The sequence below is a fragment of the Gordonia amicalis genome (genome assembly GCF_022059885.1).
Taxonomy (GTDB): domain Bacteria; phylum Actinomycetota; class Actinomycetes; order Mycobacteriales; family Mycobacteriaceae; genus Gordonia; species Gordonia amicalis.
This window is the reverse complement of the sequence record NZ_CP091855.1, coordinates 3730204-3755702: the sequence shown is the minus strand read 5'-3', so window position 1 is coordinate 3755702 and position 25499 is coordinate 3730204. Positions and strand designations below refer to the sequence as shown.

Annotated in this window: 25 protein-coding genes; 19 read left to right on the top strand and 6 right to left on the bottom strand. The window is 68.8% G+C overall.

The window, feature by feature from the left end; all coding sequences use genetic code 11:
- Positions 1 to 783 (bottom strand): peroxide stress protein YaaA, encoded by a 783-nt coding sequence (gene yaaA, locus IHQ52_RS17175; RefSeq protein ID WP_174324725.1) that lies wholly within the window; start codon positions 781 to 783, stop codon positions 1 to 3.
- Between yaaA and IHQ52_RS17170 the strand changes: the two genes are divergently transcribed.
- A complete protein-coding gene (locus tag IHQ52_RS17170; protein WP_040004739.1) occupies positions 782 to 2512 on the top strand; it encodes a proline--tRNA ligase in 1731 nt (576 codons plus the stop codon). The two genes, yaaA and IHQ52_RS17170, sit on opposite strands and share 2 nt — an antisense overlap.
- Positions 2513 to 2532: 20 nt before the next feature.
- Here IHQ52_RS17170 and IHQ52_RS17165 read toward each other — a convergent pair whose 3' ends face one another.
- On the bottom strand, positions 2533 to 3003 hold the full coding sequence (locus tag IHQ52_RS17165) for a ferritin-like domain-containing protein (protein ID WP_006436402.1): 471 nt from the start codon (positions 3001 to 3003) through the stop codon (positions 2533 to 2535).
- Positions 3000 to 3503: a hypothetical protein gene (locus tag IHQ52_RS17160; protein WP_051995400.1), complete on the bottom strand. Its 504-nt coding sequence runs from the start codon at positions 3501 to 3503 to the stop codon at positions 3000 to 3002. Before IHQ52_RS17160 ends, IHQ52_RS17165 begins: the two co-directional genes overlap by 4 nt.
- A 115-nt stretch (positions 3504 to 3618) precedes the next feature.
- Here IHQ52_RS17160 and rimP point away from each other — a divergent pair, with 115 nt between their 5' ends.
- The 7 genes from rimP to IHQ52_RS17125 all read left to right on the top strand — a co-directional run bounded on the left by rimP (position 3619) and on the right by IHQ52_RS17125 (position 11494).
- Positions 3619 to 4188 (top strand): ribosome maturation factor RimP, encoded by a 570-nt coding sequence (gene rimP / locus IHQ52_RS17155; RefSeq protein WP_006436404.1) that lies wholly within the window; start codon positions 3619 to 3621, stop codon positions 4186 to 4188.
- 69 nt (positions 4189 to 4257) lie between these two features.
- On the top strand, positions 4258 to 5268 hold the full coding sequence (gene nusA, locus IHQ52_RS17150) for a transcription termination factor NusA (protein WP_006436405.1): 1011 nt from the start codon (positions 4258 to 4260) through the stop codon (positions 5266 to 5268).
- 103 nt (positions 5269 to 5371) lie between these two features.
- On the top strand, positions 5372 to 5626 hold the full coding sequence (locus IHQ52_RS17145; protein WP_040004736.1) for a YlxR family protein: 255 nt from the start codon (positions 5372 to 5374) through the stop codon (positions 5624 to 5626).
- A 132-nt stretch (positions 5627 to 5758) separates the two neighbouring features.
- A complete protein-coding gene (infB, locus tag IHQ52_RS17140; RefSeq protein ID WP_182156135.1) occupies positions 5759 to 8644 on the top strand; it encodes a translation initiation factor IF-2 in 2886 nt (961 codons plus the stop codon).
- Positions 8645 to 8751: 107 nt separating this feature from the next.
- Complete coding sequence (gene rbfA, locus IHQ52_RS17135; RefSeq protein WP_006436409.1) at positions 8752 to 9201, top strand: 30S ribosome-binding factor RbfA; 450 nt, start codon at positions 8752 to 8754, stop codon at positions 9199 to 9201.
- Positions 9198 to 10154, top strand: a complete 957-nt coding sequence (locus IHQ52_RS17130) for a DHH family phosphoesterase (RefSeq protein WP_006436410.1) — start codon at positions 9198 to 9200, stop codon at positions 10152 to 10154. Before rbfA ends, IHQ52_RS17130 begins: the two co-directional genes overlap by 4 nt.
- Positions 10136 to 11494 (top strand): MATE family efflux transporter, encoded by a 1359-nt coding sequence (locus tag IHQ52_RS17125; RefSeq protein ID WP_182156157.1) that lies wholly within the window; start codon positions 10136 to 10138, stop codon positions 11492 to 11494. The genes IHQ52_RS17130 and IHQ52_RS17125 overlap by 19 nt, the downstream gene beginning before the upstream one ends.
- A gap of 17 nt (positions 11495 to 11511) precedes the next feature.
- Here the strand turns inward: IHQ52_RS17125 and IHQ52_RS17120 are convergent, their stop codons facing one another.
- The gene (locus IHQ52_RS17120; protein WP_238063675.1) at positions 11512 to 12291 is read right to left on the bottom strand and encodes a hypothetical protein; all 780 of its coding nucleotides are present in this window, start codon (positions 12289 to 12291) and stop codon (positions 11512 to 11514) included.
- Positions 12292 to 12399: 108 nt separating this feature from the next.
- On the opposite strand from IHQ52_RS17120, the gene IHQ52_RS17115 reads away from it, so the two are divergent.
- The 3 genes from IHQ52_RS17115 to truB are packed head-to-tail and all read left to right on the top strand — an operon-like array spanning position 12400 to position 14963.
- On the top strand, positions 12400 to 13389 hold the full coding sequence (locus tag IHQ52_RS17115) for a metallophosphoesterase family protein (protein WP_006436413.1): 990 nt from the start codon (positions 12400 to 12402) through the stop codon (positions 13387 to 13389).
- Complete coding sequence (locus tag IHQ52_RS17110) at positions 13386 to 14042, top strand: 4'-phosphopantetheinyl transferase family protein (protein ID WP_006436414.1); 657 nt, start codon at positions 13386 to 13388, stop codon at positions 14040 to 14042. Before IHQ52_RS17115 ends, IHQ52_RS17110 begins: the two co-directional genes overlap by 4 nt.
- Positions 14043 to 14963 (top strand): tRNA pseudouridine(55) synthase TruB, encoded by a 921-nt coding sequence (gene truB / locus IHQ52_RS17105; RefSeq protein ID WP_006436415.1) that lies wholly within the window; start codon positions 14043 to 14045, stop codon positions 14961 to 14963.
- Here truB and IHQ52_RS17100 read toward each other — a convergent pair.
- Entirely contained in the window at positions 14960 to 15649 is a 690-nt protein-coding gene (locus tag IHQ52_RS17100) for a metal-dependent transcriptional regulator (protein WP_006436416.1), read from the bottom strand. The genes truB and IHQ52_RS17100 overlap by 4 nt on opposite strands.
- Positions 15650 to 15766: 117 nt before the next feature.
- On the opposite strand from IHQ52_RS17100, the gene IHQ52_RS17095 reads away from it, so the two are divergent.
- The 6 genes from IHQ52_RS17095 to IHQ52_RS17070 all read left to right on the top strand — a co-directional run bounded on the left by IHQ52_RS17095 (position 15767) and on the right by IHQ52_RS17070 (position 22916).
- A complete protein-coding gene (locus IHQ52_RS17095; RefSeq protein WP_238063670.1) occupies positions 15767 to 16738 on the top strand; it encodes a bifunctional riboflavin kinase/FAD synthetase in 972 nt (323 codons plus the stop codon).
- Positions 16735 to 17400: a hypothetical protein gene (locus IHQ52_RS17090; protein WP_096273854.1), complete on the top strand. Its 666-nt coding sequence runs from the start codon at positions 16735 to 16737 to the stop codon at positions 17398 to 17400. The genes IHQ52_RS17095 and IHQ52_RS17090 overlap by 4 nt, the downstream gene beginning before the upstream one ends.
- Before the next feature lie 85 nt (positions 17401 to 17485).
- Positions 17486 to 17755 (top strand): 30S ribosomal protein S15, encoded by a 270-nt coding sequence (gene rpsO, locus IHQ52_RS17085; RefSeq protein ID WP_006436419.1) that lies wholly within the window; start codon positions 17486 to 17488, stop codon positions 17753 to 17755.
- Between the two features lie 466 nt (positions 17756 to 18221).
- A complete protein-coding gene (locus IHQ52_RS17080) occupies positions 18222 to 20510 on the top strand; it encodes a polyribonucleotide nucleotidyltransferase (protein ID WP_096273855.1) in 2289 nt (762 codons plus the stop codon).
- A 99-nt stretch (positions 20511 to 20609) separates the two neighbouring features.
- Positions 20610 to 22133, top strand: a complete 1524-nt coding sequence (locus tag IHQ52_RS17075) for a putative nucleotidyltransferase substrate binding domain-containing protein (protein ID WP_024498453.1) — start codon at positions 20610 to 20612, stop codon at positions 22131 to 22133.
- A 6-nt stretch (positions 22134 to 22139) separates the two neighbouring features.
- Positions 22140 to 22916, top strand: a complete 777-nt coding sequence (locus tag IHQ52_RS17070) for an NRDE family protein (protein ID WP_096273856.1) — start codon at positions 22140 to 22142, stop codon at positions 22914 to 22916.
- Between the two features lie 37 nt (positions 22917 to 22953).
- Here the strand turns inward: IHQ52_RS17070 and ald are convergent, their stop codons facing one another.
- On the bottom strand, positions 22954 to 24069 hold the full coding sequence (ald, locus tag IHQ52_RS17065; RefSeq protein WP_096274944.1) for an alanine dehydrogenase: 1116 nt from the start codon (positions 24067 to 24069) through the stop codon (positions 22954 to 22956).
- 137 nt (positions 24070 to 24206) lie between these two features.
- Between ald and IHQ52_RS17060 the strand changes: the two genes are divergently transcribed.
- Both IHQ52_RS17060 and dapB read left to right on the top strand, forming a co-directional pair.
- Positions 24207 to 24689, top strand: a complete 483-nt coding sequence (locus IHQ52_RS17060; protein WP_024498456.1) for an Lrp/AsnC family transcriptional regulator — start codon at positions 24207 to 24209, stop codon at positions 24687 to 24689.
- 57 nt (positions 24690 to 24746) lie between these two features.
- Complete coding sequence (dapB, locus tag IHQ52_RS17055) at positions 24747 to 25496, top strand: 4-hydroxy-tetrahydrodipicolinate reductase (protein WP_096273857.1); 750 nt, start codon at positions 24747 to 24749, stop codon at positions 25494 to 25496.
- Positions 25497 to 25499 lie beyond the last annotated feature (3 nt).

Here is a 25499-nt window from a genome sequence, read left to right as displayed (position 1 = left end):
TCAGTCGGTGAGCACCACGATCTGATCGGGTGCGGCGATCTCGACGCGCTGGCCCGCGTCGGACAGTACGGCGGCCAGACCGTTGACGTCCCGCACGTTCCGCCGCGTGCGGACCAGCTCGCGGGCCATCAGGCCCTTGTAGTGCTTGTTGAAGTGACTCACGACCTTGCGTGAGCCGTCGGGCTGTTCGGTCATCACCGTTGCGGTGACCGCACCGCGGACGGGGCCGAGCTGCTGGTAGACGCCCGACCGCAGATCGATGACGAAGTCGTCCACGGCGTCGAGGGCCGGCGACAGTTCCGGCTTCCAGATCGACGCGAGCGTCGGCATCCCGGGGAGCTTCGAACCACCCGACAGCCGGTAGGCGGGGATCGGGTCGGCGGCGCGCACCACACCGAACAGTGCCGATCCGATGGCCAGGCGTTCGGCGGCCTTGGTCTTGCCCGCCTTCGTCAGCGAGGCGTGATCCAGGGCGTCATAGAGCACGCCGGTGTAGCGCTCGATGGCCGGGCGGGTGGGGGAGAGCCAGAGGTCGGCGTTGCGGTCGACCTCGGCGAGCTGAGTCGTCCCCAGACCCAGGGCCCGGCGGCTCGCGTCGAGGTCGCCGGCGAGATCGACGATGGCCTCACCGATGCGTTTGCGGACGGGGTTCAGTTCCGGAAACGACAGCGTGTCCAGGTCGAGGGGAGCCCCGTGCCCACCGTCGGATTTGGTCTCGGAGGGAGGCAGGATGACGAGCACCGGAACACCATAACTAAGCTGGTTTGTCGTGATCACACGCATGTCGACCCTGTTCCTGCGGACCCTGCGCGACGACCCGGCCGATGCCGAGGTGCCCAGCCACAAGCTGCTGGTGAGAGCGGGCTACGTCCGCCGCGTCGCGCCCGGTGTCTACTCCTGGCTGCCGCTGGGTCTGCGCGTCCTCAAGGCCATCGAGAACGTGGTGCGCGAGGAGATGAACGCGATCGGCGGCCAGGAGATCCTGCTGCCGGCGCTGCTGCCGCGTGAACCGTACGAGGCGACCAACCGCTGGACCGAGTACGGCGACGCGCTGTTCCGCCTCAAGGACCGCAAGGGTGCCGACATGCTCCTCGGGCCCACGCACGAGGAACTCTTCGCGACGCTGGTCAAGGGCGAGTACTCGTCCTACAAGGACATGCCGGTCATCCTGTACCAGATCCAGACCAAGTACCGCGACGAGGAACGGCCCCGCGCGGGCATCCTCCGCGGTCGCGAGTTCGTGATGAAGGACGCCTACTCCTTCGACCTCGACGACGACGGCCTCAAGAAGGCCTACAACCTGCATCGCGAGGCGTACCAGAAGATCTTCGAACGCCTGCAGATCAAGTACGTCATCGTCTCCGCCACGTCCGGCGCGATGGGCGGCAGCGCCTCCGAGGAGTTCCTGGCCGAGTCCGAGGTCGGCGAGGACACCTTCGTGCGGTGCCTGGAGTCGGGTTACGCGGCGAACGTCGAGGCGGTCGTGACGCGTTCGCCCGAACCGAAGCCGATCGACGGCCTGCCCGAGGCCGTGGCACACGACACCCCGGACACCTCGACGATCGAGACCTTGGTGACGTGGGCGAACGAGACCCTCGACGGTGAGTTCGCCGCGGCCGACACCCTCAAGAACGTGATGGTGAAACTGCGTGCGCCGGGCAAGGACTGGGAGATCGTCGGCGTCGGCGTCCCCGGTGACCGCGAGGTCGACATGAAGCGTCTCGAGGCATCCGTCGAGCCGGCCGAGGTCGAGTTGCTCACCGACGCCGACTTCGCCGCCAACCCGTTCCTCGTCAAGGGGTACATCGGGCCGAAGGCCTTGGCCGCCAACGGTATCCGTTATCTCGTCGACCCGCGTGTGGTCGACGGCACGTCGTGGATCACCGGTGCCGACGAGCCCGGACGCCACTACGTCGGCCTCGTGGCCGGCCGTGACTTCACGCCCGACGGCACCGTCGAGGCCGCGGAGGTCCGCGACGGCGATCCGTCGCCGGACGGCGCCGGAGTGCTGGTGAGCGCCAAGGGCATCGAGATCGGGCACATCTTCCAGCTCGGCCAGAAGTACACCGATGCCTTCGAGGTCGACGTGCTGGGCGAGAACGGCAAGCCGGTCCGGCTGACCCAGGGGTCCTACGGCGTCGGCGTGTCACGTCTGGTGGCGGTCATCGCGGAGCAGTCGCACGACGACAATGGGCTGCGCTGGCCGAAGACCGTGGCGCCGTTCGCCGTTCACCTCGTCATCGCGAACAAGGACGAGGCCGCGATCTCCGGTGCCGAGCAACTCGCCGCCGATCTCGATGCCGCCGGACTCGAGGTTCTCCTCGACGACCGCAAGGCGTCGCCCGGCGTGAAGTTCAAGGACGCCGAGCTCCTCGGCATGCCGACGGTGGTGGTCGTCGGACGCGGTTACGCCAAGGGCACCATCGAGATCCGCGACCGCTTCACCGGTGAGACCACGGAGGTGGCCGTAGACGGGGCGGTGGACGCGATCGTCGCGGCCGCCCGCGCCTGAGAATCAGCCCCTGCTTGTGATCAACCCGAGACAGGCGACCCCGGGAACGCGACCGTGACCGGGGTCTTCTGCAGCAGCGCCCGCCAGGTGGCGGCGCGGACCGCGCAGTCCGACAGGCCGTCGACGCCGATCCGGCGGCCGGCCTCGTCATCGGCCTGCTCGAGCAGGGCCCGGTATGCCGTCGTGCAATCCACCTCGGCCGCGAGTGCGGCCTGCGCGGCGGATTCGGGATCGGTCACCTGTACGGGGAGTGTGTAGCCCGCCGCGGCGAGCGGCGGGGTGCCACCGGCGGCGGAGATCGTCCGGTCGATCTCGTCACGACGGGCACGGTGCTCGGCGGCGTAGTCGTCGACCATGCGACGACGCGCGGCCGCGACGTACGCGGTGATCACCCCGTAGGCGAAGATCGCGGCGTTCTCGGCGCCGGCGGCGACGGCGAGCGGATCGCCGCTGTCGGCCACGGGCGACGGAGACGGGACGGGTGTGGTCATGCCAGTTGCACCTCTCGCATCGAGGTCACGGCGGCCGCGACCGATCCGACCAGTCCGGCCGGGTACCCGGACAGGGATATCGCCACATCACGGGCCTCACCCGACGACCGCTCGAGTTCGGCCCGCAGGCTCACGAGGGTCGGCGGTGCGGCGGGTGCGGGTGACGTCGAGGGTTGCGGCTCGTCGACGGTCGCCGCGACCTCCTGGTCGAGACGGATGATCTCCTCCCGCAGCGCCCGCCCATGCTCGGCGCGCTGATCGGCCACGACGGTGAGCGCCGCCGTATACCCGGGTTCGGCGGTCGCGAGCGAGCGAGCGCTCTTCTCGTCGGCGAGAGCGCTCCGCACTAGGGGTACCAGTCGCTCGGCGGTGACGGTCTCCTCCGACGGCCCGGTGCTGCAGCCCGACACGCCGACAACGCCCAGGCCGGCCACCGCGACCCCGGCAACGAGTCCGCCGCGCAGCACGGTGCGCCGATCCAATGTGGTCACGCGACACATGATGCCAGCCGCGAAACCGAGGTGGTCGGGGCACGCCCGGCGATCCACTAGGATGTGTCAAGCAACGACGTGCGAAACCAGGCACGGCCCGACAACTGAAGACGAGGGGAGTGGCATGCCGATCAGCCCGCCGCAGGTGAGTGAACTCGTCGAAAAGCTTGTCGCAGAGCAAGGTTTCGACCTCGAAGACGTCACCGTCAACCGGCGCGACGGCCAGGACGAACTGACGATCGTCGTCGACCGCGACGGCGGCAGCGACCTCGACGTCCTCGCCGACCTGTCCAACCGGATCTCCGAGGTCCTCGACGCGGATCCCGAACTCGCCGAAGGCGACCCCTACGTCCTCGAGGTGACCTCGCCGGGGGTCGACCGTCCGCTGACCCTTCCGCGCCACTGGCGCCGCAACGCCGGTCGCCGCGTCGCCGTCGACGTGGCCGCGCGGGAGGGGAGTGAGGCCCGCTCCGTGACGGGCCGCATCGGCAGGCTCACCGGGGAGACCATCGAGATCGTGATGAACCACCGCGGGCGGATCGCGGTCGAGTCCGTCCCGCTCGACGCGGTGACGACAGCGGTCGTGCAGGTCGACTTCTCGCAGCCGAGCGTGACCGAGCTCGAACTCTGCGGCCTCGACGCCGACGAGATCGAACGCCGGCGGGCGCGAGACCGGACGCAACTGAACAACTGAACAACCACGGACGAGAGAACAGCAGCGACAAGTGAAAAGCGGGGGACAAGTGAATAGGAGCCAGACCGCATGAACATCGACATCGGCGCACTGCGCATGATCGAGGCTGACAAGGGCATCTCGATCGAGACGGTCATCACCGCCATCGAGACCGCCCTGCTGACCGCCTACCGTCACACCGACGGCTTCGCGCCGCACGCGCGCGTCGACATCAACCGCAAGTCGGGTGCCGTCCGGGTGATGGCGCAGGAGGTCGACCAGAACGGCGACGTCGTCCACGAGTGGGACGACACCCCCGAGGGCTTCGGCCGGATCGCGGCCACCACCGCGCGCCAGGTCATCCTGCAGCGGCTGCGCGACGCGGAGAACGAGAAGAACTTCGGTGACCTCGTCGCCCACGAGGGTGAAATCGTCGGCGGCGTCGTCCAGCAGGACTCCCGCGCCAACGCCCGCGGCATGGTCGTGGTGCAGATCGGCAGCGACGCCAACAGCACCGAGGGCGTCATCCCGCCCGCCGAGCAGGTACCCGGCGAGGTCTACACCCACGGTGACCGCATCAAGTGCTACGTCGTCGGCGTGAGCCGCGGCCCCCGCGGACCCCAGATCACGCTCTCGCGAACCCATCCGAACCTGGTCCGCAAGCTGTTCTCGCTCGAGGTGCCCGAGATCGAGGACGGCTCCGTCGAGATCGTCGCGGTCGCCCGCGAGGCCGGCCACCGCTCCAAGATCGCCGTCCACACCGGTGTGGCCGGGCTCAACGCCAAGGGTGCCTGTATCGGCCCGATGGGACAGCGCGTGCGCAACGTGATGAGCGAACTCGCCGGCGAGAAGATCGACATCATCGACTACGACACCGATCCCGGGGTGTTCGTCGGGAATGCGCTGTCGCCTGCGAAGGTTGTATCGGTCACCGTGGTCGACGCGGCCGCGAAGGCGGCCCGCGTCGTCGTCCCCGACTATCAGCTCTCCCTCGCCATCGGCAAGGAAGGGCAGAATGCCCGGTTGGCCGCCCGGCTGACCGGTTGGCGGATCGACATCCGCTCCGACGCCGCGCCCGCGGTCGAAGGAGCCGCCGAGTGACGCGTGTGACAGCCGATTGTTCGCGATCGGCCCGGTCGCGCTAGACTGATCGATGGTTCAGCGTTCCGCCCCCCGCACGTCAACCAACCACAGGCCCGTCCGGATGTGTGTCGGTTGTCGGCAACGGGCAGAGATCACCGAATTGGTTCGTGTCGTCGCGCAGAAGTGTGACGACACCACCGGACTCGTGGTCGATCCCGCGAAGACCATGCCGGGACGTGGCGCTTGGTTGCATGCGAGGGCGGAGTGCATCTCTGTCGCGACGCGACGCAGGGCCTTCGCCGCGGCACTCCGGTCCCCCGGTCTGACCGCGGACCCGGAAGATCTCGCCGAACAGCTCGGCGTGATCACCCACTAAAAGATGGCTCCTCGGAGCCGGAACAGGTTGCAGAAGACATGAGCACACCGTGAAGTCCCCACGATGAGCATGTACCGGACATAAATCGAGGCCGTAGCGGGTTAGCCGCTTGGCCTCCAACAAAGGAGAGCAGTGGCAGGCAAAGCCCGCGTGCACGAACTGGCCAAAGAGCTCGGCGTGACGAGCAAGCAGGTGCTCGAGCGCCTCAAGGAACAGGGCGAGTTCGTCAAATCGGCGTCGTCGACGGTAGAGGCCCCAGTGGCCCGTCGACTGCGTGAATCATTCCCAGGCAAGGACGGGGCGAGCAAGGACGGCGGTTCGTCGTCGGCACCCGGTCCTCGCCAGTCGGCCAAACCCGGACCCAAGCCGTCCGGTGCGCCGAAGCCCGGAGCCGCCCCGGCAGCGCCGGCGGCGGGTCGTCCCACCCCGGGACCCCAGTCCACCGCGCCCCAGACCGGCGCACCCCAGACCGGCGCACCCCAGACCGGCGCACCCAAGCCGGGCGGCCCGAAGCCGGGTCCCGCCCCGGTCGAGACCCCCGCACCGGCTGCGGCCGAGCGTCCCAGTCCGGCCCCCGCCCCCGGCGGTCCCAAGCCGGCACCGGCACCTGCGGCCCCGGCCGCGTCGGCAGCTCCCACGCCGCCGACCAAGGCCCCGGGTCCCCGTCCCGGCCCCAAGCCCGGCCCGCGTGCTCCGCGCGTCGGCAACAACCCGTATTCGTCGGCCCCGGCTCCCGCGCCGCGCCCGGCGGCTCGTCCCGGCCCCGGCCAGGGCGGTCCGCGTCCCGGTGGCGGTCGTCCCGGTCCCGCCGGCCAGGGCGGACCCCGTCCCGGTGGCGGTCGTCCCGCACCCGGCCAGGGTGGTCCGCGTCCCAACCCGGGCAACATGCCCCCTCGCCCCAGCCCCGGCGCGATGCCCTCGCGCGCGGCGCGTCCTGACGCCCGTCCGGGTGGTCGCGGCGGTGCCGGCGGCGGCCGTGGCGGAGGCGCCGGCGGCGGCGGTTACCGCGGCGGACCCGGTGGCGGCGGCGCGCCCGGCGCACCCGCAGGTGGTGGCTTCCGCGGTCGTCCCGGTGGCGGCGGCGGTCGTGGCCGCGGTGGTGCAGCCGGTGCGTTCGGTCGTCCCGGCGGCGCCCCCCGCAAGGGTCGCAAGTCGAAGCGCGCAAAACGCGCCGAGTACGAGAGCATGCAAGCACCGGCCGTCGGTGGCGTCCGGCTGCCGCGCGGCAACGGCGAGATCATCCGTCTCGCACGTGGTGCCTCGCTCTCCGACTTCGCCGACAAGATCGACGCCAACCCGGCATCGCTGGTCCAGGCGCTGTTCAACCTCGGCGAGATGGTGACGGCGACCGAGTCGGTCAACGACGAGACGCTCGAGCTGCTGGGCTCGGAGATGAACTACCGCGTCCAGGTCGTCAGCCCGGAGGACGAGGACCGCGAGCTGCTCGGCAGCTTCGACCTCACCTATGGCGAGAACGAGGGCGGCGAGGAAGATCTCGAACAGCGCCCGCCGGTGGTCACCGTCATGGGCCACGTCGATCACGGTAAGACCCGACTGCTCGACACGATCCGTAAGGCCAACGTCCGCGAGGGCGAGGCCGGCGGTATCACGCAGCACATCGGTGCCTACCAGGTGAACACCCACCTCAACGGTGAGGATCGCCTGATCACCTTCATCGACACCCCGGGTCACGAGGCGTTCACCGCCATGCGTGCCCGTGGCGCCAAGGCGACCGACATCGCGATCCTCGTGGTCGCGGCCGACGACGGCGTCATGCCGCAGACGGTGGAAGCGGTCAACCACGCCCAGGCGGCCGACGTCCCGATCGTGGTCGCGGTGAACAAGATCGACAAGGAAGGCGCCGATCCGCAGAAGATCCGCGGACAGCTGACCGAGTACGGCCTGATCCCCGAGGAGTACGGCGGCGACGCCATGTTCGTCGACATCTCGGCCAAGCAGGGCGAGAACATCGACGCACTGCTCGAGGCCGTGTTGCTCACCGCGGACGCATCGCTCGACCTGCGTGCCAACCCGGACATGGACGCCCAGGGTGTCGCCATCGAGGCGCACCTCGACCGCGGCCGTGGCCCGGTGGCGACCGTGCTGGTCCAGCGCGGCACGCTCCGCGTCGGCGACTCGATCGTCGCCGGTGACGCCTACGGTCGTGTCCGTCGCATGGTCGACGAGCACGGCGAGGACGTCCCCGAGGCACTGCCGTCGCGTCCGGTCCAGGTCATCGGTTTCACCTCGGTCCCCGGTGCAGGTGACAACCTGCTCGTGGTCGAGGAGGACCGCATCGCCCGGCAGATCGCCGACCGTCGCAATGCGCGCAAGCGCAACGCGCTGGCCGCGCGCAGCCGCAAGCGGATCAGTCTGGAAGACCTGGATTCGGCTCTCAAGGAGACCAGCCAGCTCAACCTCATCCTCAAGGGTGACAACTCGGGTACGGTCGAGGCCCTCGAAGAGGCCCTGCTGGGCATCGAGATGGGCGACGAGGTGTCGCTGCGCATCATCGACCGCGGTGTCGGTGGTGTCACCGAGACCAACGTCAACCTGGCGGCGGCATCGGATGCGATCATCATCGGCTTCAACGTCCGCGCGGAGGGCAAGGCCACCGAGCTGGCCAACCGCGAGGGCGTCGACATCCGGTACTACTCGGTGATCTACCAGGCCATCGACGAGATCGAGAGCGCGCTCAAGGGCATGCTCAAGCCGATCTACGAAGAGGTGGAGCTCGGCCGCGCCGAGATCCGCGCCATCTTCAAGTCGTCGAAGGTCGGCAACATCGCCGGTTGCCTCGTCCAGTCGGGCATCATGCGCCGCAACGCGAAGGCGCGCCTGCTGCGTGACAATGTCGTGGTCGCCGAGAACCTCACCGTGTCGTCGCTCAAGCGCGAGAAGGACGATGCCACCGAGGTTCGCGAAGGTTACGAATGTGGTCTCACGCTGACCTACTCGGACATCAAGGTGGACGACGTGATCGAGACCTACGAGCTGCAGGAGAAGCCGCGCGACTGATGCGCGTGGGCTCCGAGCTCTCGTAAGACAACTCTCGACCCGCTGCCGTGCGCGTCGTCCCCGACGAGGGGACGGCGCGCACGGCACCGCTTACGGAAGGACTCCCGATGGCTGATCCAGCACGGGCACAGCGCCTGGCCAAGCGGATCTCGACGATCGTCGCCTCGGCGATCGCCTCCGAGATCAAGGACCCACGCCTGGCCTACGTGACGGTCACCGACACCCGCGTGACCAATGATCTGCACGACGCGACCGTCTACTACACGGTGATGGGCGAATCCATCGACGCCGAACCCGACTACGACGCCGCCGCGGCCGGACTGGCCAAGGCGACCGGCGTGCTGCGGTCCAAGGTCGGTGCCGGAACCGGCGTCCGCTTCACCCCGACCCTGCGTTTCGTCCTCGACACGGTGCCCGACGCGGCTCGTCAGATGGAGGAGCTCGTCGCACGCGCCCGCGCCAACGACGAACTCGTCGCACGGCGTCGGGCAGAGGCGTCACCGGCCGGTGACGCCGATCCCTACCGTTCGGCAGACGACGCCGGCGACGACGAGTGAACGCTTCGGCGAGTGCCGCGATCGCCGCGGAGCTGGCGACCGCGTCGGCGGTGACCATCTGCTGTCACGTCCGCCCGGATGCGGACACGATCGGCAGCGGTCTCGCACTGGGACTGGCCCTCGACCGGCGTGGCGTCGACGTCGAGGTGTCCTATCCCGGTGCCGAACAGCTACCGGCATCGCTCGGCGGTCTGCCCGGCAGCAAACTCCTGTGTTCACCGAACCAGGTGATCGGGCACCCGGTGGTGGTGTCGGTCGACGCTGCGAACCTCGAACGCCTCGACTCGCTGGGCGCCGTCTTCAGTGCGGCCGACACCTCGATCACCATCGACCATCACGCATCGAATCCCGGTTTCGGCGACCTCGATCTCATAGACCCGGCCGCCGACTGCACGTCGGTCCTCGTGCTCGACGTCCTCGACGAACTCGGGGTCGAACTCGACGCCGACATCGCCACCTGTATCTACGCCGGGCTGACCACCGACACCGGGTCGTTCCGCTGGGCCCGACCGCAGTCCTTCCGGATCGCGGCGCGCCTGTTGGAGACCGGCGTCGACGCACGCAAGTGGAGCCGCATCCTCTTCGATTCGCACCCGTTCGAGTGGTTCGCCATGATGTCGGACGTGCTGGCGTCGGCGAAGCTGGTCCCGTCGGCGTGCAACGGCGAGGGACTCGTCTACGCGATCGTCGACCAGCGGGCCCTCGCCGGAATGAGCTGGGAAGAGTCCGAGAGCGTCGTGGACACCATCCGGACCGCCCGTGACGCCGAGGTGGCCGCGGTGTTCAAAGAGAGCGCGCCCGGCGTCTGGACGGTGTCGCTGCGGTCCAAGGACGTCGTCGACCTCGTCCCGATCGCCCGCGCCCATGGCGGCGGCGGGCACCGGCAGGCGTCCGGTTACAGCGACACCGGCACCGCCGACGAGGTGGTCGCGAGATTGTTGGAGTCGCTCTGAGCGATGATGCGGGTGTCGCGCGGATCGCGACGCTGACCGTCTCGGCGCTCGCGGTCCTGATCGCACCACCGCTCTACCTGCTTCTCGACCTCGCGGTCGTCGGTCGTCTCGGCGGCGAGCAGCTCGCCGCACTCGGCGTCGGAACGCTGGTCCTCTCGATCGTCAGCACCCAGCTCACCTTCCTGTCGTACGGCACCACGGCCCGTGCGGCGCGCAGGTTCGGCGCGGGTGATCGGGCCGGTGCGGTGCACGAGGGCGTCCAGGCCAGCTGGATCGCGGTCGCCGTCGGTGTGGTGATCGTCGCGGTCGCCTATCCGCTCGCGCCCGTGGTCATGAGGTTGCTCGTCGGTGCGTCGTCGCCGGATTCGGCCGCGGTGGCCGCCGACGCCGCCCACTGGTTGCGGATCGCGATGTTCGGGGTGCCGCTGATCCTGCTGTCGATGGCCGGCAACGGCTGGATGCGCGGCGTGCAGGACACGCGCCGGCCGGTCTTCTACGTGGTCATCGGGCTGTCGCTCGCGGCGGTACTGGTCGCCGGCCTCGTGCACGGCATCGGACCGTTTCCGCGTCTCGGCCTTCCCGGTAGCGCCGTCGCGAACGTGATCGGGCAAGGGGTCACGGGCATGCTGTTCGCGGTGCGGGTGATCCCCGAGGCGTCCGGGGAGTCGCAGGGATTCCGACCGGACCGTCCGATCATCGTCGCCCAGTTCGCGATGGCACGCGATCTGATCGTGCGCAGTCTCTCGTTCCAGATCTGTTTCGTCTCGGCCGCCGCGGTGGCCGCCCGGTTCGGCGTCGCACAGGTCGCGGCCCATCAGCTCGTGCTGCAGCTCTGGGAGTTCATGGCGCTGTTCCTCGACTCGGTCGCGATCGCCGCCCAGGCACTCGTCGGTGCCGCGCTCGGCGGTGGTCGCCTGACGATCGCCGACGCCGTGGCCCGCCGCGTGACCGGGGTGTCGGTGGTCGCCGCGACCGCGATGGCCGCCGTTTTCGCCGCCGGTGCGTCGCTCATCCCGCGCATCTTCACCACCGACGACGCCGTGCTCGACGCCATCGGGGTGCCCTGGTGGTTCTTCGTCGGCATGCTGCCGATCGCCGGGGTGGTCTTCGCGCTCGACGGCGTGCTCCTCGGCAGTGGCGACGCCGCCTTCCTGCGCACCGCGACACTGACCGGTGCGCTCGTCGGGTTCCTGCCGTTGATCTGGCTGTCGCTGATCTTCGACTGGGGCCTGGCCGGCGTGTGGTCCGGCCTGGTGGTCTTCACGGTCATCCGGCTCGCGACCGTCGTGTGGCGTATCCGTTCCGGCCGGTGGCGGCAGGCGGGGGTCGTACCCGCCTGACCTGGCCTCGTCCCCGGTCAGCGCTGATCGTCGCCGGGACGCCCGATCTGGGTGGTGCGGAACGACGGGTCGTCGGGACGCCGTGGGGGCTGAGCGAGCGGTGGCGGTGACACGGGATACCGTTCGGTCTCCCGCTGGTCGATCTGATGGGCCTGGGTCCGGTACAGCTGGGTGGCGCGGTGGTCCTCGACGCTCGCCGCGGCCGCGGGTGCGCCTGCCGCCCGGGGTCTCCGCGTGGCGAGGCCGATGCCGTCGCATGCCCACAGGATCAGGATCGCCGCGAGCACGAACGCGATCTCGAACGTCACCACGCCCACGTGGTAACCGAGGGGTAGAGTGCCCCCGCTCGTGAGGTCCGCGCCGAAGTCGGGCTGATGGAAGTAGATCGCCCACGTCCCCAGGGAGAGCACCCCGGCCGCCGGGATCACGCCCAGCCAGGTGGCTGCCGACTGTCGCCGGGCGATGGACCAGACGATGACGACGCCGCTGTCGAACAGGGCGATGTTCGCCATCGCCGCCGCGTCGAGTACCCGTGTATTCCAGTCGGCGATCACGGACGAGTCGAGATAGAAGGGGAGGATCGCGACTCGTTCCAGGGCCAGGAGGAGCAGTCCCACGGACAGCACGAGCGCAAGGCGCAGACCGCTGCGCGTCCACGCCGCGGTGATCAGCAGGAACACGAGCGGCACGACTGCCGACGCGCCGAATCGAGCCCAGGAGTCGGTGCCCGCCGAATCCAGGGCGTAGAGCGACATCACGAGGGCGACGGTGAACGCGACGAGGATCGCGGTACTCACCAGCGCCTGCACCCACCAGGGTCCTCGATTGCCTATCACCGTTCGATCGTCCCACGTGAGACCGCCCCCGGCACGGGGTGATCACGACCTCTGGCACGATGGATCCTCGTGGCAACTTTGTGGGCGATCAGCGATCTGCACGTCGCCCATCGGGGCAACGAGCACATCATCGACGACATCCGGCCGACATCGCCGGAGGACTGGCTCATCGTGGCCGGTGACGTCGCCGAACGCACCGACGACATCGTCGACACCCTCCGCCGCCTGCGGACCCGTTTCCACACCGTCATCTGGGTCCCGGGCAATCACGAGCTGTACACCACGGCCAAGGACCCGCTGCAGGTGTTCGGTGTCGCCCGGTACGACTATCTGGTGCAGGCGTGCCGCGACATCGGCGTGGTGACCCCCGAGGACATCTATCCGCTGTTCGATCCCGGTGACGGCGGCGACCCGGTCCGCGTCGTCCCGATGTTCCTGCTGTACGACTACACGTTCCGGCCGGAGGGCACGGCCAACAAGCTCACCGCGCTGGCGCTGGCGCGCGAACGCAACGTGGTGGCGACCGACGAGTTCCTGCTCTCGCCCGAGCCGTTCCCGACCCGCGACGCATGGGGCCGGGCACGCATCGAGATCACCCGCCGCCGGTTGCAGGCGCTCGACCCGTCGGAGAAGACGGTCCTGATCAACCACTGGCCGTTGCGCCGCGAACCGTGTGATGCGCTCATCTACCCGGAGTTCGCGCTGTGGTGCGGCAGCGAGCTGACCGCCGAATGGCACACCGAGTTCAACGCCGCGTGCTGCGTGTACGGGCACCTGCACATCCCGCGGACCACCTGGTATGACGGCATCCGGTTCGAGGAGGTGTCCGTCGGCTATCCGCGTGAGTGGAAGCGACGCGGCCTGCCGAATCCGTTGATGCGCAACATCGTGCCCGGTGACGGTCTCGGCGAGACCGATCTGCCCGAGCACGGGGTGCGCTTCGACCTGCCGCCCGACTATGCCGAGCGGGCCGCGGAATTCCGGGCGCGTGTGGAGCAGCGGCAGGCAGAGCGCCGGACCCGGCAGGTGGAACGGCAAGCACGAAAGGACGACCGGTGATCGAACAACTCCTTCCATCCGGGGTCGCCTCGGCGGAGGCGTTCGACGATCCGCCCGGGCTGACCCCGATGCCCGCCGAGCAGGCGCTCATCGGCAAGGCCGTCGAGAAGCGTCGCCGCGAGTTCACCACCGTCCGTCACTGTGCGCGGCAGGCGCTGGCGGAGCTGGGTTACGAGCCGGTGCCGATCCTCAAGGGGGACAAAGGCGCTCCGATCTGGCCGGCCGGGATCGTGGGCAGTCTCACGCACTGCGACGGCTACCGCGCGGCGATCGTCGCCCACTCGATGGGGGTGCGATCCCTCGGCATGGACGCCGAACCGCACGACGCGTTGCCCGACGGCGTGCTCGAGCACACCAGCCTGCCCGCCGAACGTGAGGTCCTGGCGACCCGTCCGTCCGGCCTGCACTGGGACCGGCTGCTGTTCTGCGCCAAGGAGGCCACCTACAAGGCGTGGTTCCCGATCACCAAGCGGTGGTTGGGTTTCGAGGACGCCCTGATCACCTTCGAACAGACCGCGGAGACGTCCGGGACGTTCATCTCCCGCATCCTCATCGACCCGGCCGCGGCCGACGGCGGCGCGCCGGTGCTCGAGTTCCACGGCCGTTGGCTCGTCGAGCGGGGCATCATCACCACGACGATCGCGATGGTCTGAATGGCCGACGCAACCATCGAGAAGGCCGGTCTGCTCATCGTGGACAAGCAGGCCGGGATCACCAGCCACGACGTCGTCTCGCGGTGCCGCAAGATCTTCGACACCCGCCGGGTCGGCCACGCCGGCACCCTCGACCCGATGGCCACCGGCGTCCTCGTCGTCGGGATCGAGAGGGCGACAAAGCTTCTCGGTCTGCTGTCGCTGACCACCAAGTCCTACACCGCGACCATCCGCCTCGGTGCCTCGACCACCACGGACGACCGCGAGGGCGAGATCCTCACCACCGCGGACGCCTCCGGTGTCAGCGACGACGAGATCGCCTCGGCCGTCGCCGATCTCACCGGCGACATCCAGCAGGTTCCGGCGAAGGTCTCGGCGATCAAGGTCGACGGCCGGCGCGCGCATGCGCTCGTCCGCACCGGCGCCGAGTTCGACCTGCAGGCCCGGCCGGTCACCGTGTCACGATTCGACGTCCTGGCCACGCGGCGTGCGGGGGACACCGACAACGACACCGCGGGCGTCGTGGATCTCGATGTCGCGGTGGACTGTTCGTCGGGCACCTACATCCGGTCGCTCGCACGCGATCTCGGTGCCGCCCTCGGCGTCGGTGGGCACCTGACCGCGTTGCGCCGTACCGCCGTGGGGCCCTTCACCCTCGAACACGCCCGCACGCTCGACGAGGTCCGCGAGGACGGCCGCGTCAGCCTCGACATCGACGAGGCGGTGAAGCTGTCCTTTCCCCGCCGCGACATCAGCGACGACGAGGCCGAATCCATCAGCCAGGGACGATGGCTCGAGCCGATCGGCATGAAGGGCGTCTACGTCGTCGTCGACCCGCACGAGCAGGCCATCGCGCTCATCCAGGAGAAGGGCCGCCGGGCGAGTTCGGTGATGGTGGTGCGTCCGGCCACCCTGCGCTAGCGCGGGACGACGAAGATCGCGCGCGCGGCGATGTCGCCGAGGTCGATCGGCGTCGCGTCGTCGAGGGACACCGAGATGGTGCCGGCGAAGGGCCGCTTCTCGGCGACGGTGACGACACGGTCGAGGGCCACGCCGACCTCGTCGAAGTAGCGGAGCATCTCCGGGTCGGTGTCGGAGATGCGGGCGATGCATCCCGACGCCCCGACCTCGAGGTCGGCGAGCAGTGCCGCGGCGGGCGTGGGGATCGAACCGTCGAGTGCGGGGATCGGGTCGCCGTGCGGATCCCGGTCGGGGAAGCCGAGTTTCGCGTCGAGCCGGGCCATCAGCCGATCCGAGACGGCGTGCTCGAGGATCTCGGCCTCGTCGTGCACCTCGTCCCAGCGGTATCCGAGTTCGCGGACGAGGAAGGTCTCGAGGAGACGGTGGCGCCGCACCATCAGGATCGCCGCCTCGCGGCCCTCGTCGGTCAGCGTCACCGCGCCGTAGGGCTCATGGGAGACCAGGCCCTGATCGGCGAGTTTGCGGATGGCCTCCGAGGCCGTCGACGGGGACACTCCGAGGGACTGGGCCAGCAGCTTGGTCGTGACCTTGACGTCTTCCCACTCCTGGCTGGTCCAGATGACCTTCAGATAGTCCTGGGTGACCTGTGACAGTTCGGTCACCGGACGGTCTGATCCCCTGGGCATGGGTATGAGCTTAGCGTCACCTTGTCTGCTCGCCGACATCTCGTCGTCGACACCCCGTCCGTTCGTAGGCGTGTGGCGGTGGTGGTTTGGAACTGGTGCTCCCCGTAGGCTGGTCGCGTGTTGCGATGGCGAGGTCTTGATGACATCCCCGCGGACTGGGGACGGTGCGTGGTCACCATCGGTGTCTTCGACGGTGTGCACCGTGGGCATGCCGAACTGATCCATGCCGCCACCAAGGCGGCCGAAGAGCACGGGGTGCCGTCCGTGCTGATGACCTTCGACCCGCATCCGTCGGAGGTCGTGCGGCCGGGATCCCATCCGCCGCAACTGACCACGCTGACGCGACGGGCGGAGCTGGCCGAGGAACTGGGGATCGACGTCTTCTGCGTCATGCCGTTCACGCCGGAACTCGCCGCGCGCTCGCCCAAGGACTTCGCCCACGACATCCTCGTGGAGACACTGCATGCCGCCGACGTCGTGGTGGGGGACAACTTCACCTTCGGGCGCAAGGCCGCCGGCGACGTCGCGAAACTGACCGAGCTGGGTGCCAAGTTCGGCTTCGAGGTGCAGGCCATCTCACTGTTCGGCGAACAAGCGGTGACCTACTCGTCGACCTACATCCGTTCCTGCGTCGCGGCCGGTGACATGGACCGCGCCGCCGAGGCGCTCGGCCGCCCGCACCGGGTGGAGGGTGTCGTGGTGCGTGGGGACGGCCGGGGACGTGATCTCGGGTACCCGACCGCGAACGTCGCGCCGCCGATGTACGCCGCGATCCCCGCCGACGGCGTGTACGCCGCGTGGTTCACGATCCTGGGCGTGGGACCGGCCGTCGGCGAGGTGCTGCCGGGAGAGCGGTACCAGGCGGCGGTGTCGGTGGGCACCAACCCGACCTTCTCCGGGCGCACCCGCACCGTCGAGGCCTTCGTCCTGGACAAGAACGCCGACCTCTACGGCCAGCACGTGGCCGTGGACTTCGTGCACCGCATCCGCGGCATGGTCCAGTTCGACGGGATCGACGACCTCGTCACCGCCATGGGCGACGACGTGGCGAAGACCAGGGAGATCCTGGCGGCGGCCGAGACGCCGTGAGTACACCGCGCACAGGTGGCGCGCAGACCTCGGCGGTCGCCGCGGCCCTCGCGTCGGTCGTGCTGGGCCTGGTGGTCGTGGCCGCCACCTTCATGGAGTGGGTCGACCTCGGTTCGGTGGGGCTCGCACCGCTCAACCCGAACGGTTTCGGGGTTCACAACGGGCACTACGCGCAGACACTCGGAACCCAGCTGACGCTGGGGTGGTTCACCACCGCACTCGGCCTTCTCATCATCATCGGTGGTCTCCTGGTCCTGTTCGCCGTCGTGCGTCGGGTGGGGGCGCCTCATCCGGGTTTCGCCCTGGTCGCCGGGGCCGGTGTGGGCGTCGTCGTCATGGCCGGTGCGGTACCCGTGCGGCCTCTCGGTCTGACGCTGCCGCTGGGCCAGATCGGGGCGACGTCGGCGGCCGCCGACGTCGGCGAACCGACCGCCGGGTTGTTCCTGCTGCTCGCCGCCGCTCTGACCTCGGTCGTCCTCGGCCTGGTCGGTGTATCGCTCACCGGTCGCGAGTCCGCCGGAGCGGCCCGTCGCCTCCTCGCGATCGCGATCGTCGTCGGCGCCCTCATCGGCGTCATCGCGGTCGCGCTGGTGTGGTGGTGGCTCGGCCGCGATGCGGCCCTGAGCATCCACGGATTTGGGTCCGCACCGGGCGACAGGTAGCCTGATCAGTCGGTGTTGCTGCAGTCCGCGGTGGCACACCAGTGGTTCTCTTCCAGACGCGGCACTGAGAAACAGGAGTATCTCCATGGCATTGACTGCCGAGCAGAAGAAGGAAATCCTCACCGAATACGGTCTGCACGAGACCGACACCGGTTCGCCCGAGGCCCAGGTCGCGCTGCTGACCAAGCGCATCGTCGACCTGACCGAGCACCTCAAGCAGCACAAGCACGACCACCACAGCCGTCGCGGTCTGCTGCTGCTCGTCGGCCGTCGTCGTCGCCTGCTGAAGTACGTCGCCAAGGTCGACATCAACCGCTACCGTTCGCTCATCGAGCGTCTCGGCCTGCGTCGCTGATCGCGGGCCTGCGCGGAACAGACTTGCCGACCGGCCACCTCCCATCGGGGAGGTGGCCGGTTTCGTCTGTGTGCGGGCTCGTCATATTGAGGTATTGACAGCACGCGGTGATAGGCTGACAGACGGATCGTTGCCGTGAACTGATGGCAGTGCGTGACGACGAGCCAGATCGGTCCTCGGTAGTGGCCGCCGGAGCAAAGGTTCCGGCCGCTTCGATCGAAGGCCGTCTGAGCACTCAACCGGGCGCGAACACGTCGCGCCATTCACCCGCTGCCGTGTTTTCTCGGCGCGTTCTGGGTCGGTCCGATCCGCGCGTGCGACGAGTTCGACAGCACGACTGCACCGGCATCGGTGCACGCTGCGCACCTCGCGATGACCACCCTCAACCGCACAAGCGGCCATGTCTGAGTGGCCGCGCATCATGACGGCCGCTTACGGCAGCCGCTACGAAGGGATTCCACCCCACATGACAGATGTGACCACCACCGAAGACTTCACCGACGAGTACGACGACGCGATCACCGAGGCCACCGCGATCATCGACAACGGGAGCTTCGGCACCCGCACGATCCGGTTCGAGACCGGACGTCTCGCCCTGCAGGCCGCCGGTTCGGTGACCGCCTACCTCGATGACGAGAACATGCTGCTCTCGACCACCACGGCGTCGAAGCACCCGAAGGAGCACTTCGACTTCTTCCCGCTGACCGTGGACGTCGAGGAGCGGATGTACGCCGCCGGCCGCATCCCCGGGTCGTTCTTCCGTCGCGAGGGTCGTCCCTCGACCGACGCGATCCTGACCTGCCGCCTGATCGACCGCCCGCTGCGCCCGTCCTTCGTCGACGGTCTCCGCAACGAGATCCAGGTCGTCGTGACCGTGCTGTCGCTCAACCCGGACGACCTCTACGACGTCGTGGCCATCAATGCCGCGTCGGCGTCGACCCAGCTCGCGGGTCTGCCGTTCTCCGGCCCGGTGGGTGGCGTGCGCGTCGCGCTCATCCCGACCGAGGAGAACAAGGCCGGTCAGTGGGTCGCGTTCCCGACCGTCGAGCAGCTCGAAGGTGCCGTGTTCGACATGGTCGTCGCGGGCCGCATCGTGAGCGGTGAAGGCGACACCGCCGACGTCGCGATCATGATGGTCGAAGCCGAGGCGACCGACAACGTCATCGACCTGATCGCCGGTGGCGCGCAGGCCCCGACCGAGGCCATCGTCGCCGAGGGCCTCGAGGCCGCCAAGCCGTTCATCGCCCGCCTGTGCGAGGCGCAGAAGTCGCTGGCCGCGGCCGCTGCCAAGGACACCGGCGAGTTCCCGCTGTACCCGCCGTACCAGGACGACGTCTACGAAGCCGTCGCCGCCGCCGGCACCGAGCGCCTCGCGGAGATCCTGACGATCGCCGGCAAGCAGGAGCGCGACGACAAGACCGACGAGCTCAAGGCCGACATCCTCGCCCAGCTCGGCGAGCAGTTCGAGGGTCGTGAGAAGGAGATCGGCGGCGCCTACCGTTCGCTGACCAAGAAGCTGGTGCGCCAGCGCATCCTGACCGACCACTTCCGCATCGACGGTCGCGGCATCACCGACATCCGTGCACTCTCCGCCGAGGTCGGCGTGATCCCGCGCGCCCACGGCAGTGCGCTGTTCGAGCGTGGCGAGACCCAGATCATGGGCGTCACCACCCTCGACATGGTGAAGATGGCGCAGCAGGTCGACTCGCTCGGACCCGAGACGTCCAAGCGGTACATGCACCACTACAACTTCCCGCCGTACTCGACCGGTGAGACCGGCCGCGTCGGTTCGCCCAAGCGTCGCGAGATCGGCCACGGAGCGCTCGCCGAGCGTGCCCTGATGCCGGTGCTCCCGAGCGTCGAGGACTTCCCGTACGCGATCCGTCAGGTCTCGGAGGCGTTGGGCTCCAACGGTTCCACCTCGATGGGTTCGGTCTGCGCCTCGACCATGTCGCTGCTCAACGCCGGTGTGCCGCTGCGCGCCCCGGTCGCCGGCATCGCCATGGGCCTCGTCTCCGACACCGTCGACGGCGAGACCCGCTATGTCGCACTGACCGACATCCTCGGTGCCGAGGATGCCTTCGGCGACATGGACTTCAAGGTCGCGGGCACGAAGGACTTCGTGACCGCGCTGCAGCTCGACACCAAGCTCGACGGCATCCCCTCGCAGGTGCTCGCGGGTGCGCTCAGCCAGGCCAAGGACGCCCGACTGACCATCCTCGACGTCATGGCCGAGGCCATCGACGAGCCCGACGAGATGAGCCCGTTCGCACCGCGGATCACGACCATCAAGATCCCGATGGACAAGATCGGCGAGCTGATCGGCCCCAAGGGCAAGACGATCAACGGCATCACCGAGGAGACCGGCGCCAACGTCTCGATCGAGGACGACGGCACCGTGTTCGTCGGCGCCTCGGACGGTGTCAAGGCACAGGCTGCGATCGACCGCATCAACGCGATCGCCAACCCGCAGCTGCCGAAGGTCGGCGAGCGCTTCCTCGGCACCGTCGTCAAGACCACCGCGTTCGGTGCGTTCGTGTCGTTGCTGCCGGGTCGCGACGGCCTGGTGCACATCTCGAAGCTCGGTAAGGGCAAGCGTGTCAACAAGGTCGAGGACGTCGTGAACGTGGGCTCCAAGCTCCGTGTGGAGATCGCCGACATCGACGAGCGCGGCAAGATCAGCCTCGTCCCGGTCGACGAAGAGGCCGACAAGGCCGAGGCCGCGGCTGCCGAAGCGGCCACCGCCGACGCCTGATCCGTTCTGATCGAACCCACACCGGGCCCGTCGTCCATCACGGACGGCGGGCCCGGTGTCGTCTTCGACTCTCGGCCGCGTCCGCCTATCATCCGAGGGATGAACGGTCCGTCCGACCAGTTGACCGTCGCGCACCGCCGCGACGCGCAGCGCACACCTTCCGCGCGAACCGTGGCGGATCTGCTGCGGACCGCACCGGTGATCGGGCGGGCCGACATGACCGTGCGGCAGGCCGCGGTGCTGATGACCGAACGCGGTCAGGATTACGTGGTGATCCCGTTGTCCGACGCTGGACAAGGACCGGGCGGACACGGACCGGGGAGCCACGGGCTGCTCACCGACGCCGACATCCGGGCGCGGGTCGTCGGCGCCGGACGAAGCATCGACACCCCGGTGGGTGAGGTCATCGACGGTCCGGCGTTCGTCGTCGACTCCCGGACGGCGCCGGTCGACGCCCTCACCGAACTCGTCGACCGCGACCTCGCGGTCATCCCGGTCTGCGATGCCGCCGGGGCGGTGCTCGGTGTAGTCGGCGCCGGGGACTTCGTCGCCGACCCTGCGGGCGCGAGTATGCCGCTGCGCGAACAGATCTCGCGGTCGCAGACGGTCGGGGAACTACAGGAGCACGCCCGCCGGCTACCGCAGCTGGTCGCCGATCTCGTGCGACGGGACCGGCCGGCACACGAGGTCACCCGGGTCGCATCGCTCATCGTCGACGCCGTCGTGGTGCGGGGCCTGGCATTGGTCGTCGATCCGCATCCCGGCGTCGATCCCGCTGCCTACACGTGGTTGTCGCTCGGCAGCAACGCGCGCCGGGAACCGGTGCTGAGTTCCGATGTCGACTCGGCGGTGGTGTTCGACGACGCTCTCGGCAGTTCTGACCTCGACGCCCATCGCACGGCGTTCGAGAAGCTGGACGACCTGCTCCGCGGTGCCGGGCTGACCGTCGACACCAACGGGGCGGTCGCATCGAAGCCCCTGTTCTCGCGGACCCGCGCCCAGTGGCAGACGGCGGCGCGCGGCTGGATCGACGAGCCGCTGGCGAACAAGGGGATGATCTTCACCTCGCTGATCCTCGATGGCCGGCCCCTGTTTGCGTCGCGTCGGGAACTGTCCGGTTCACGTCGGGAATCGACCACGCCGACACCGGGAGTCGAGATCATCGGCGCATTGCGTGCCGATCCGCGCACCATGCGTCTACTGCTGGCGGAGTCGTTGTCGACCAAGGCGCGGCTGCGGTCGATGCGCGATGTCCTGACGCGGCGCGGCGGGACCCTCGACCTGAAGACCCATGCGCTGACTCCGCTGATCAACATCGCCCGGTGGGCGGCACTGAGCGTCGAATCCACCGAGGTGAACACGCGGGCACGGCTGCAGGCCGCCGCGGGCAGTGCATTGCTGCCGACCGGCGATGCAGCGACGCTGATGGAGGTGTTCGACGTCCTGCAACGGGTGCGGTTGCGGTACCAGGTGGCGCAGTTCGATCAGGGTGAGACGCCGACCGACGTCCTGGAGATGAAGCGGCTGTCTCCGCTCGACCGGAGCCTGGTGGCCCAGGCGGTGCGGGAGATCGCCGGCGTCCAGCGCAGAATGGCCGGTATGAGCCACTACCAGGTGAACTGAGATGCCATGTGCCTGATCCTCTTCGCGTGGAATGCGCATCCCGAGCATCGTCTGATCGTCGCGGCCAACCGCGACGAGTATCACCGGCGACGCACGTATGCGCTGTCCCGATGGGATGACCTGCCGATCATGGCCGGACGCGATGCGCTGGCCGGCGGCACCTGGTTGGGTGTCTCCGCGGAGGTGCCCGGCCGTGTGGCGATGGTGACGAACGTGCGGGTCGGTCCGCCGGAACGCACGGGCGTCCGTTCACGTGGGCAGCTGCCGGTGGACTTCCTCGGCGGTGGCGATGACCCGAAGGTGTTCGCCGACCGCGTCGTCGAACAGGCCGCCGACTACGACCCGGTGAACCTGCTCGTCGGTGACACCGGGACCAACGGGGACGCCGACGACCTCTGGTGGGTGACGAACCGACCGCACCCGCAGGCCGAACGGGTCGCCGACGGTGTGCACGGCGTGTCCAACGGTGCGCTCGACAACGACTGGCCGAAGGTCGTCGACGGTACTGCTGCGCTGCGTGAGCTGATCGCCGGCGGCGCCTCCGACGAGGACTACTTCGCGATGCTGGCCGACCAGGACCGGCCCGATCCGGTGCGTCTGCCCGACACCGGTGTCGGACCCGAGTTCGAGGCGGCCCTGTCGTCGAAGTTCATCAACATCCCGGGGTACGGCACGAGGGCGTCGACCGTGCTGCGCATCGGCTACGACGGCCACGGCGAGATCACCGAACGCCGCTACGGGTGGCGCGGGAAGCGGCGAGGGACCACCACGCTCAGGTTTTGAACTGCGCTCAGGTTTTGAACTGCGCACCGGTTCTGAACTAGTTGTGTGCGAACGGCAGAACCGCGACCGGTAGGCCGAGGGCCTCGCCGACCTCGGCGGTGAACAGCTCGCCGCCATGGGTGCTCAACCCGGACGCGAGAGCTGGATCAACCGCGCAGGCCGTCTCCCAGCCCTGATCTGCCAGACGCACGACGTAGGGGAGGGTCGCGCCGGTCAGCGCCTGTGTCGACGTGCGCGCGACCGTGCCCGGCATGTTGGCCACGCAGTAGAAGGTGGTGTCGTGCACGGCGAAGGTCGGTTCGGCGTGCGTCGTCGGATGCGAGTCCTCGAAGCAGCCGCCCTGGTCGATGGCGATGTCGACGAGGACTGTGCCGGGCTTCATCTCTGCGACAAGGCTGTTGGGCACCAGGACCGGTGCCTTCGCGCCGGGGACGAGGACGGCGCCGATGACGAGGTCGGCGTTCTTCACCGCCTCGTCGAGCGCGAGCCGGGTGCTGTAGCGCGTGTGGACGCGGCCGCCGAAGCGGGCGTCGATCGCGCGGAGTTTGGCGATGTCGAGGTCGAAGACGCTGACCTGCGCGCCCATGCCCACCGCGATGGTCGCGGCGTTCACGCCGCTGACCCCACCGCCGATGATCACGACCTCGGCGGGCTCGGTGCCGGGGACACCGCCCATGAGGACGCCGCGACCGCCCTCGGACTTCATCAGGTGATAGGCACCGACCTGTGGTGCGAGACGTCCGGCGACCTCACTCATCGGGGCGAGAAGGGGAAGTGCGCCGTCGGCGGTGCGGACCATCTCGTAGGCGATGGACGTGGTGCCGGAGGCGAGCAGGGCCGCGGTGCACTCCTCGCCCGCTGCCAGGTGGAGATAGGTGAAGATCGTCTGGCCCGCCCGCAGCAGGCCGAACTCCGAGGCGATCGGTTCCTTGACTTTGAGCAGCAGGTCGGCCTGCTCCCACACCTCGGCGGCCGTACCGAGGATCTGCGCGCCGGCGGCCTTGTAATCGTTGTCGGTGATCGCCGAACCCTCGCCAGCGCCCGCCTGGATGATCACGTCGTGCCCGCGATGGTGCAGTTCGGTGACGCCGGCCGGGGTGATGGCGACGCGGTATTCGTGGTTCTTGATCTCGGTGGGGACGCCGACGCGCATGATGCTCACTCTCGTCTCGAAGTTTGTACTGATAACCTGCCTTCAGGGTGAAGGAACTTCGGAAGTGTCACAATGTGCGCGAGGAAGATTCTCAACAGACCGGAAATCGTGAAGATGGTTCAGATCAGGAGGCTGAGATGCCCGCCACTCCGAAGGATGTTCAGCCCGGCGACCTCGACGCAACCGACCGCGAACTGCTGAAGCTCCTGCAGTCCGACGCCCGCATGCCCAACAGTGAGCTGGCCCAACGCGTCGGGATCGCTGCGTCGACGTGTCACGGCCGCATGCGCAGGCTCGTCGACCTCGGGGTCATCCGTGGATTCTTCGCCGACGTCGACCCGGCCGCTGTCGGCCGCCCGTTGCGCGCGATGGTCGCGGTCAGTCTCCAATCCGATGCGCGTGGTCAGATCCGACGATTCGTCGGCGAGATCGCCGCCTACGACGAGGTGATCGACGTGTTCTTCCTCGCCGGTGCCGACGACTACATGCTCCACGTGGCCACCGCCGACACCGAGGCGCTGCGCCAGTTCGTCGAGCGGCTCAACAGTCGACGCGAGGTCGCGGGCACCACCACGTCGCTGGTCTTCGAGCATCGTCGCGGCGATGCGCCGATCTACTGAGCAGGTGGTCGCCACTAGACTGGGCCCGTTGGCACGTCGAGATCGAAGAGGGTGGACATGAGCGGTATCAAGGTGGGCGTCCTGGGTAGCCAGGGCAAGGTCGGGCAGGCGATCGTCACGGCGGTCGAGAAGGCCGACGACCTCACCTACACCGTGGGCGTCGACAAGGGCGACTCGCTGGAGTTCTTCTCCGACACCGACACCGAGGTGGTCGTCGACTTCACCCACCCCGACGTCGTCATGGACAACCTGAAATTCCTCATCGCCAACGGGATTCACGCCGTCGTCGGCACCACCGGCTTCACCGAGGAACGTCTCGGGACCGTCCGCGGCTGGCTCGCCGAGAACCCGAAGGTCGGCGTGCTGATCGCCCCGAACTTCGCCATCGGCGCGGTGCTGTCGATGCGGTTCGCCGCGCAGGCCGCCAAGTACTACGACTCGGTGGAGGTCGTCGAACTCCACCATCCGCACAAGGCCGACGCACCGTCGGGCACCGCCTACCGCACCGCCGCACTGATCGGCCGCGCACGCGCCGAGGCCGGTGTCGGACCGAGTCCCGACGCCACCACCGAAGAACTCGACGGCGCGCGTGGGGCGGTGGTCGACGGTGTGCACGTCCACTCGGTGCGCCTTGCCGGCCTCGTCGCCCACCAGGAAGTGCTGCTGGGCACAGAGGGCGAGACCCTCACCATCCGCCACGACTCCCTCGACCGGTCGTCGTTCGCGCCCGGTGTGCTCCTCGGGGTGCGCAGCATCGCCGACCGTCCGGGTCTGACCATCGGGCTCGAAGAACTGATGGACCTCTGATTC

Excerpts from the sequence above, each read along its gene's own strand:
- IHQ52_RS17170 (WP_040004739.1), top strand. The coding sequence starts at position 782 with ATGTCGACCCTGTTCCTGCGGACCCTGCGCGACGACCCGGCCGATGCC.
- yaaA (WP_174324725.1), bottom strand. The coding sequence starts at position 783 with ATGCGTGTGATCACGACAAACCAGCTTAGTTATGGTGTTCCGGTGCTC.
- IHQ52_RS17165 (WP_006436402.1), bottom strand. The coding sequence starts at position 3,003 with ATGACCACACCCGTCCCGTCTCCGTCGCCCGTGGCCGACAGCGGCGAT.
- IHQ52_RS17160 (WP_051995400.1), bottom strand. The coding sequence starts at position 3,503 with ATGTGTCGCGTGACCACATTGGATCGGCGCACCGTGCTGCGCGGCGGA.
- rimP (WP_006436404.1), top strand. The coding sequence starts at position 3,619 with ATGCCGATCAGCCCGCCGCAGGTGAGTGAACTCGTCGAAAAGCTTGTC.
- nusA (WP_006436405.1), top strand. The coding sequence starts at position 4,258 with ATGAACATCGACATCGGCGCACTGCGCATGATCGAGGCTGACAAGGGC.
- IHQ52_RS17145 (WP_040004736.1), top strand. The coding sequence starts at position 5,372 with ATGTGTGTCGGTTGTCGGCAACGGGCAGAGATCACCGAATTGGTTCGT.
- rbfA (WP_006436409.1), top strand. The coding sequence starts at position 8,752 with ATGGCTGATCCAGCACGGGCACAGCGCCTGGCCAAGCGGATCTCGACG.
- truB (WP_006436415.1), top strand. The coding sequence starts at position 14,043 with ATGGCCGACGCAACCATCGAGAAGGCCGGTCTGCTCATCGTGGACAAG.
- IHQ52_RS17100 (WP_006436416.1), bottom strand. The coding sequence starts at position 15,649 with ATGCCCAGGGGATCAGACCGTCCGGTGACCGAACTGTCACAGGTCACC.
- rpsO (WP_006436419.1), top strand. The coding sequence starts at position 17,486 with ATGGCATTGACTGCCGAGCAGAAGAAGGAAATCCTCACCGAATACGGT.
- IHQ52_RS17080 (WP_096273855.1), top strand. The coding sequence starts at position 18,222 with ATGACAGATGTGACCACCACCGAAGACTTCACCGACGAGTACGACGAC.
- IHQ52_RS17075 (WP_024498453.1), top strand. The coding sequence starts at position 20,610 with ATGAACGGTCCGTCCGACCAGTTGACCGTCGCGCACCGCCGCGACGCG.
- IHQ52_RS17070 (WP_096273856.1), top strand. The coding sequence starts at position 22,140 with ATGTGCCTGATCCTCTTCGCGTGGAATGCGCATCCCGAGCATCGTCTG.
- ald (WP_096274944.1), bottom strand. The coding sequence starts at position 24,069 with ATGCGCGTCGGCGTCCCCACCGAGATCAAGAACCACGAATACCGCGTC.
- IHQ52_RS17060 (WP_024498456.1), top strand. The coding sequence starts at position 24,207 with ATGCCCGCCACTCCGAAGGATGTTCAGCCCGGCGACCTCGACGCAACC.
- dapB (WP_096273857.1), top strand. The coding sequence starts at position 24,747 with ATGAGCGGTATCAAGGTGGGCGTCCTGGGTAGCCAGGGCAAGGTCGGG.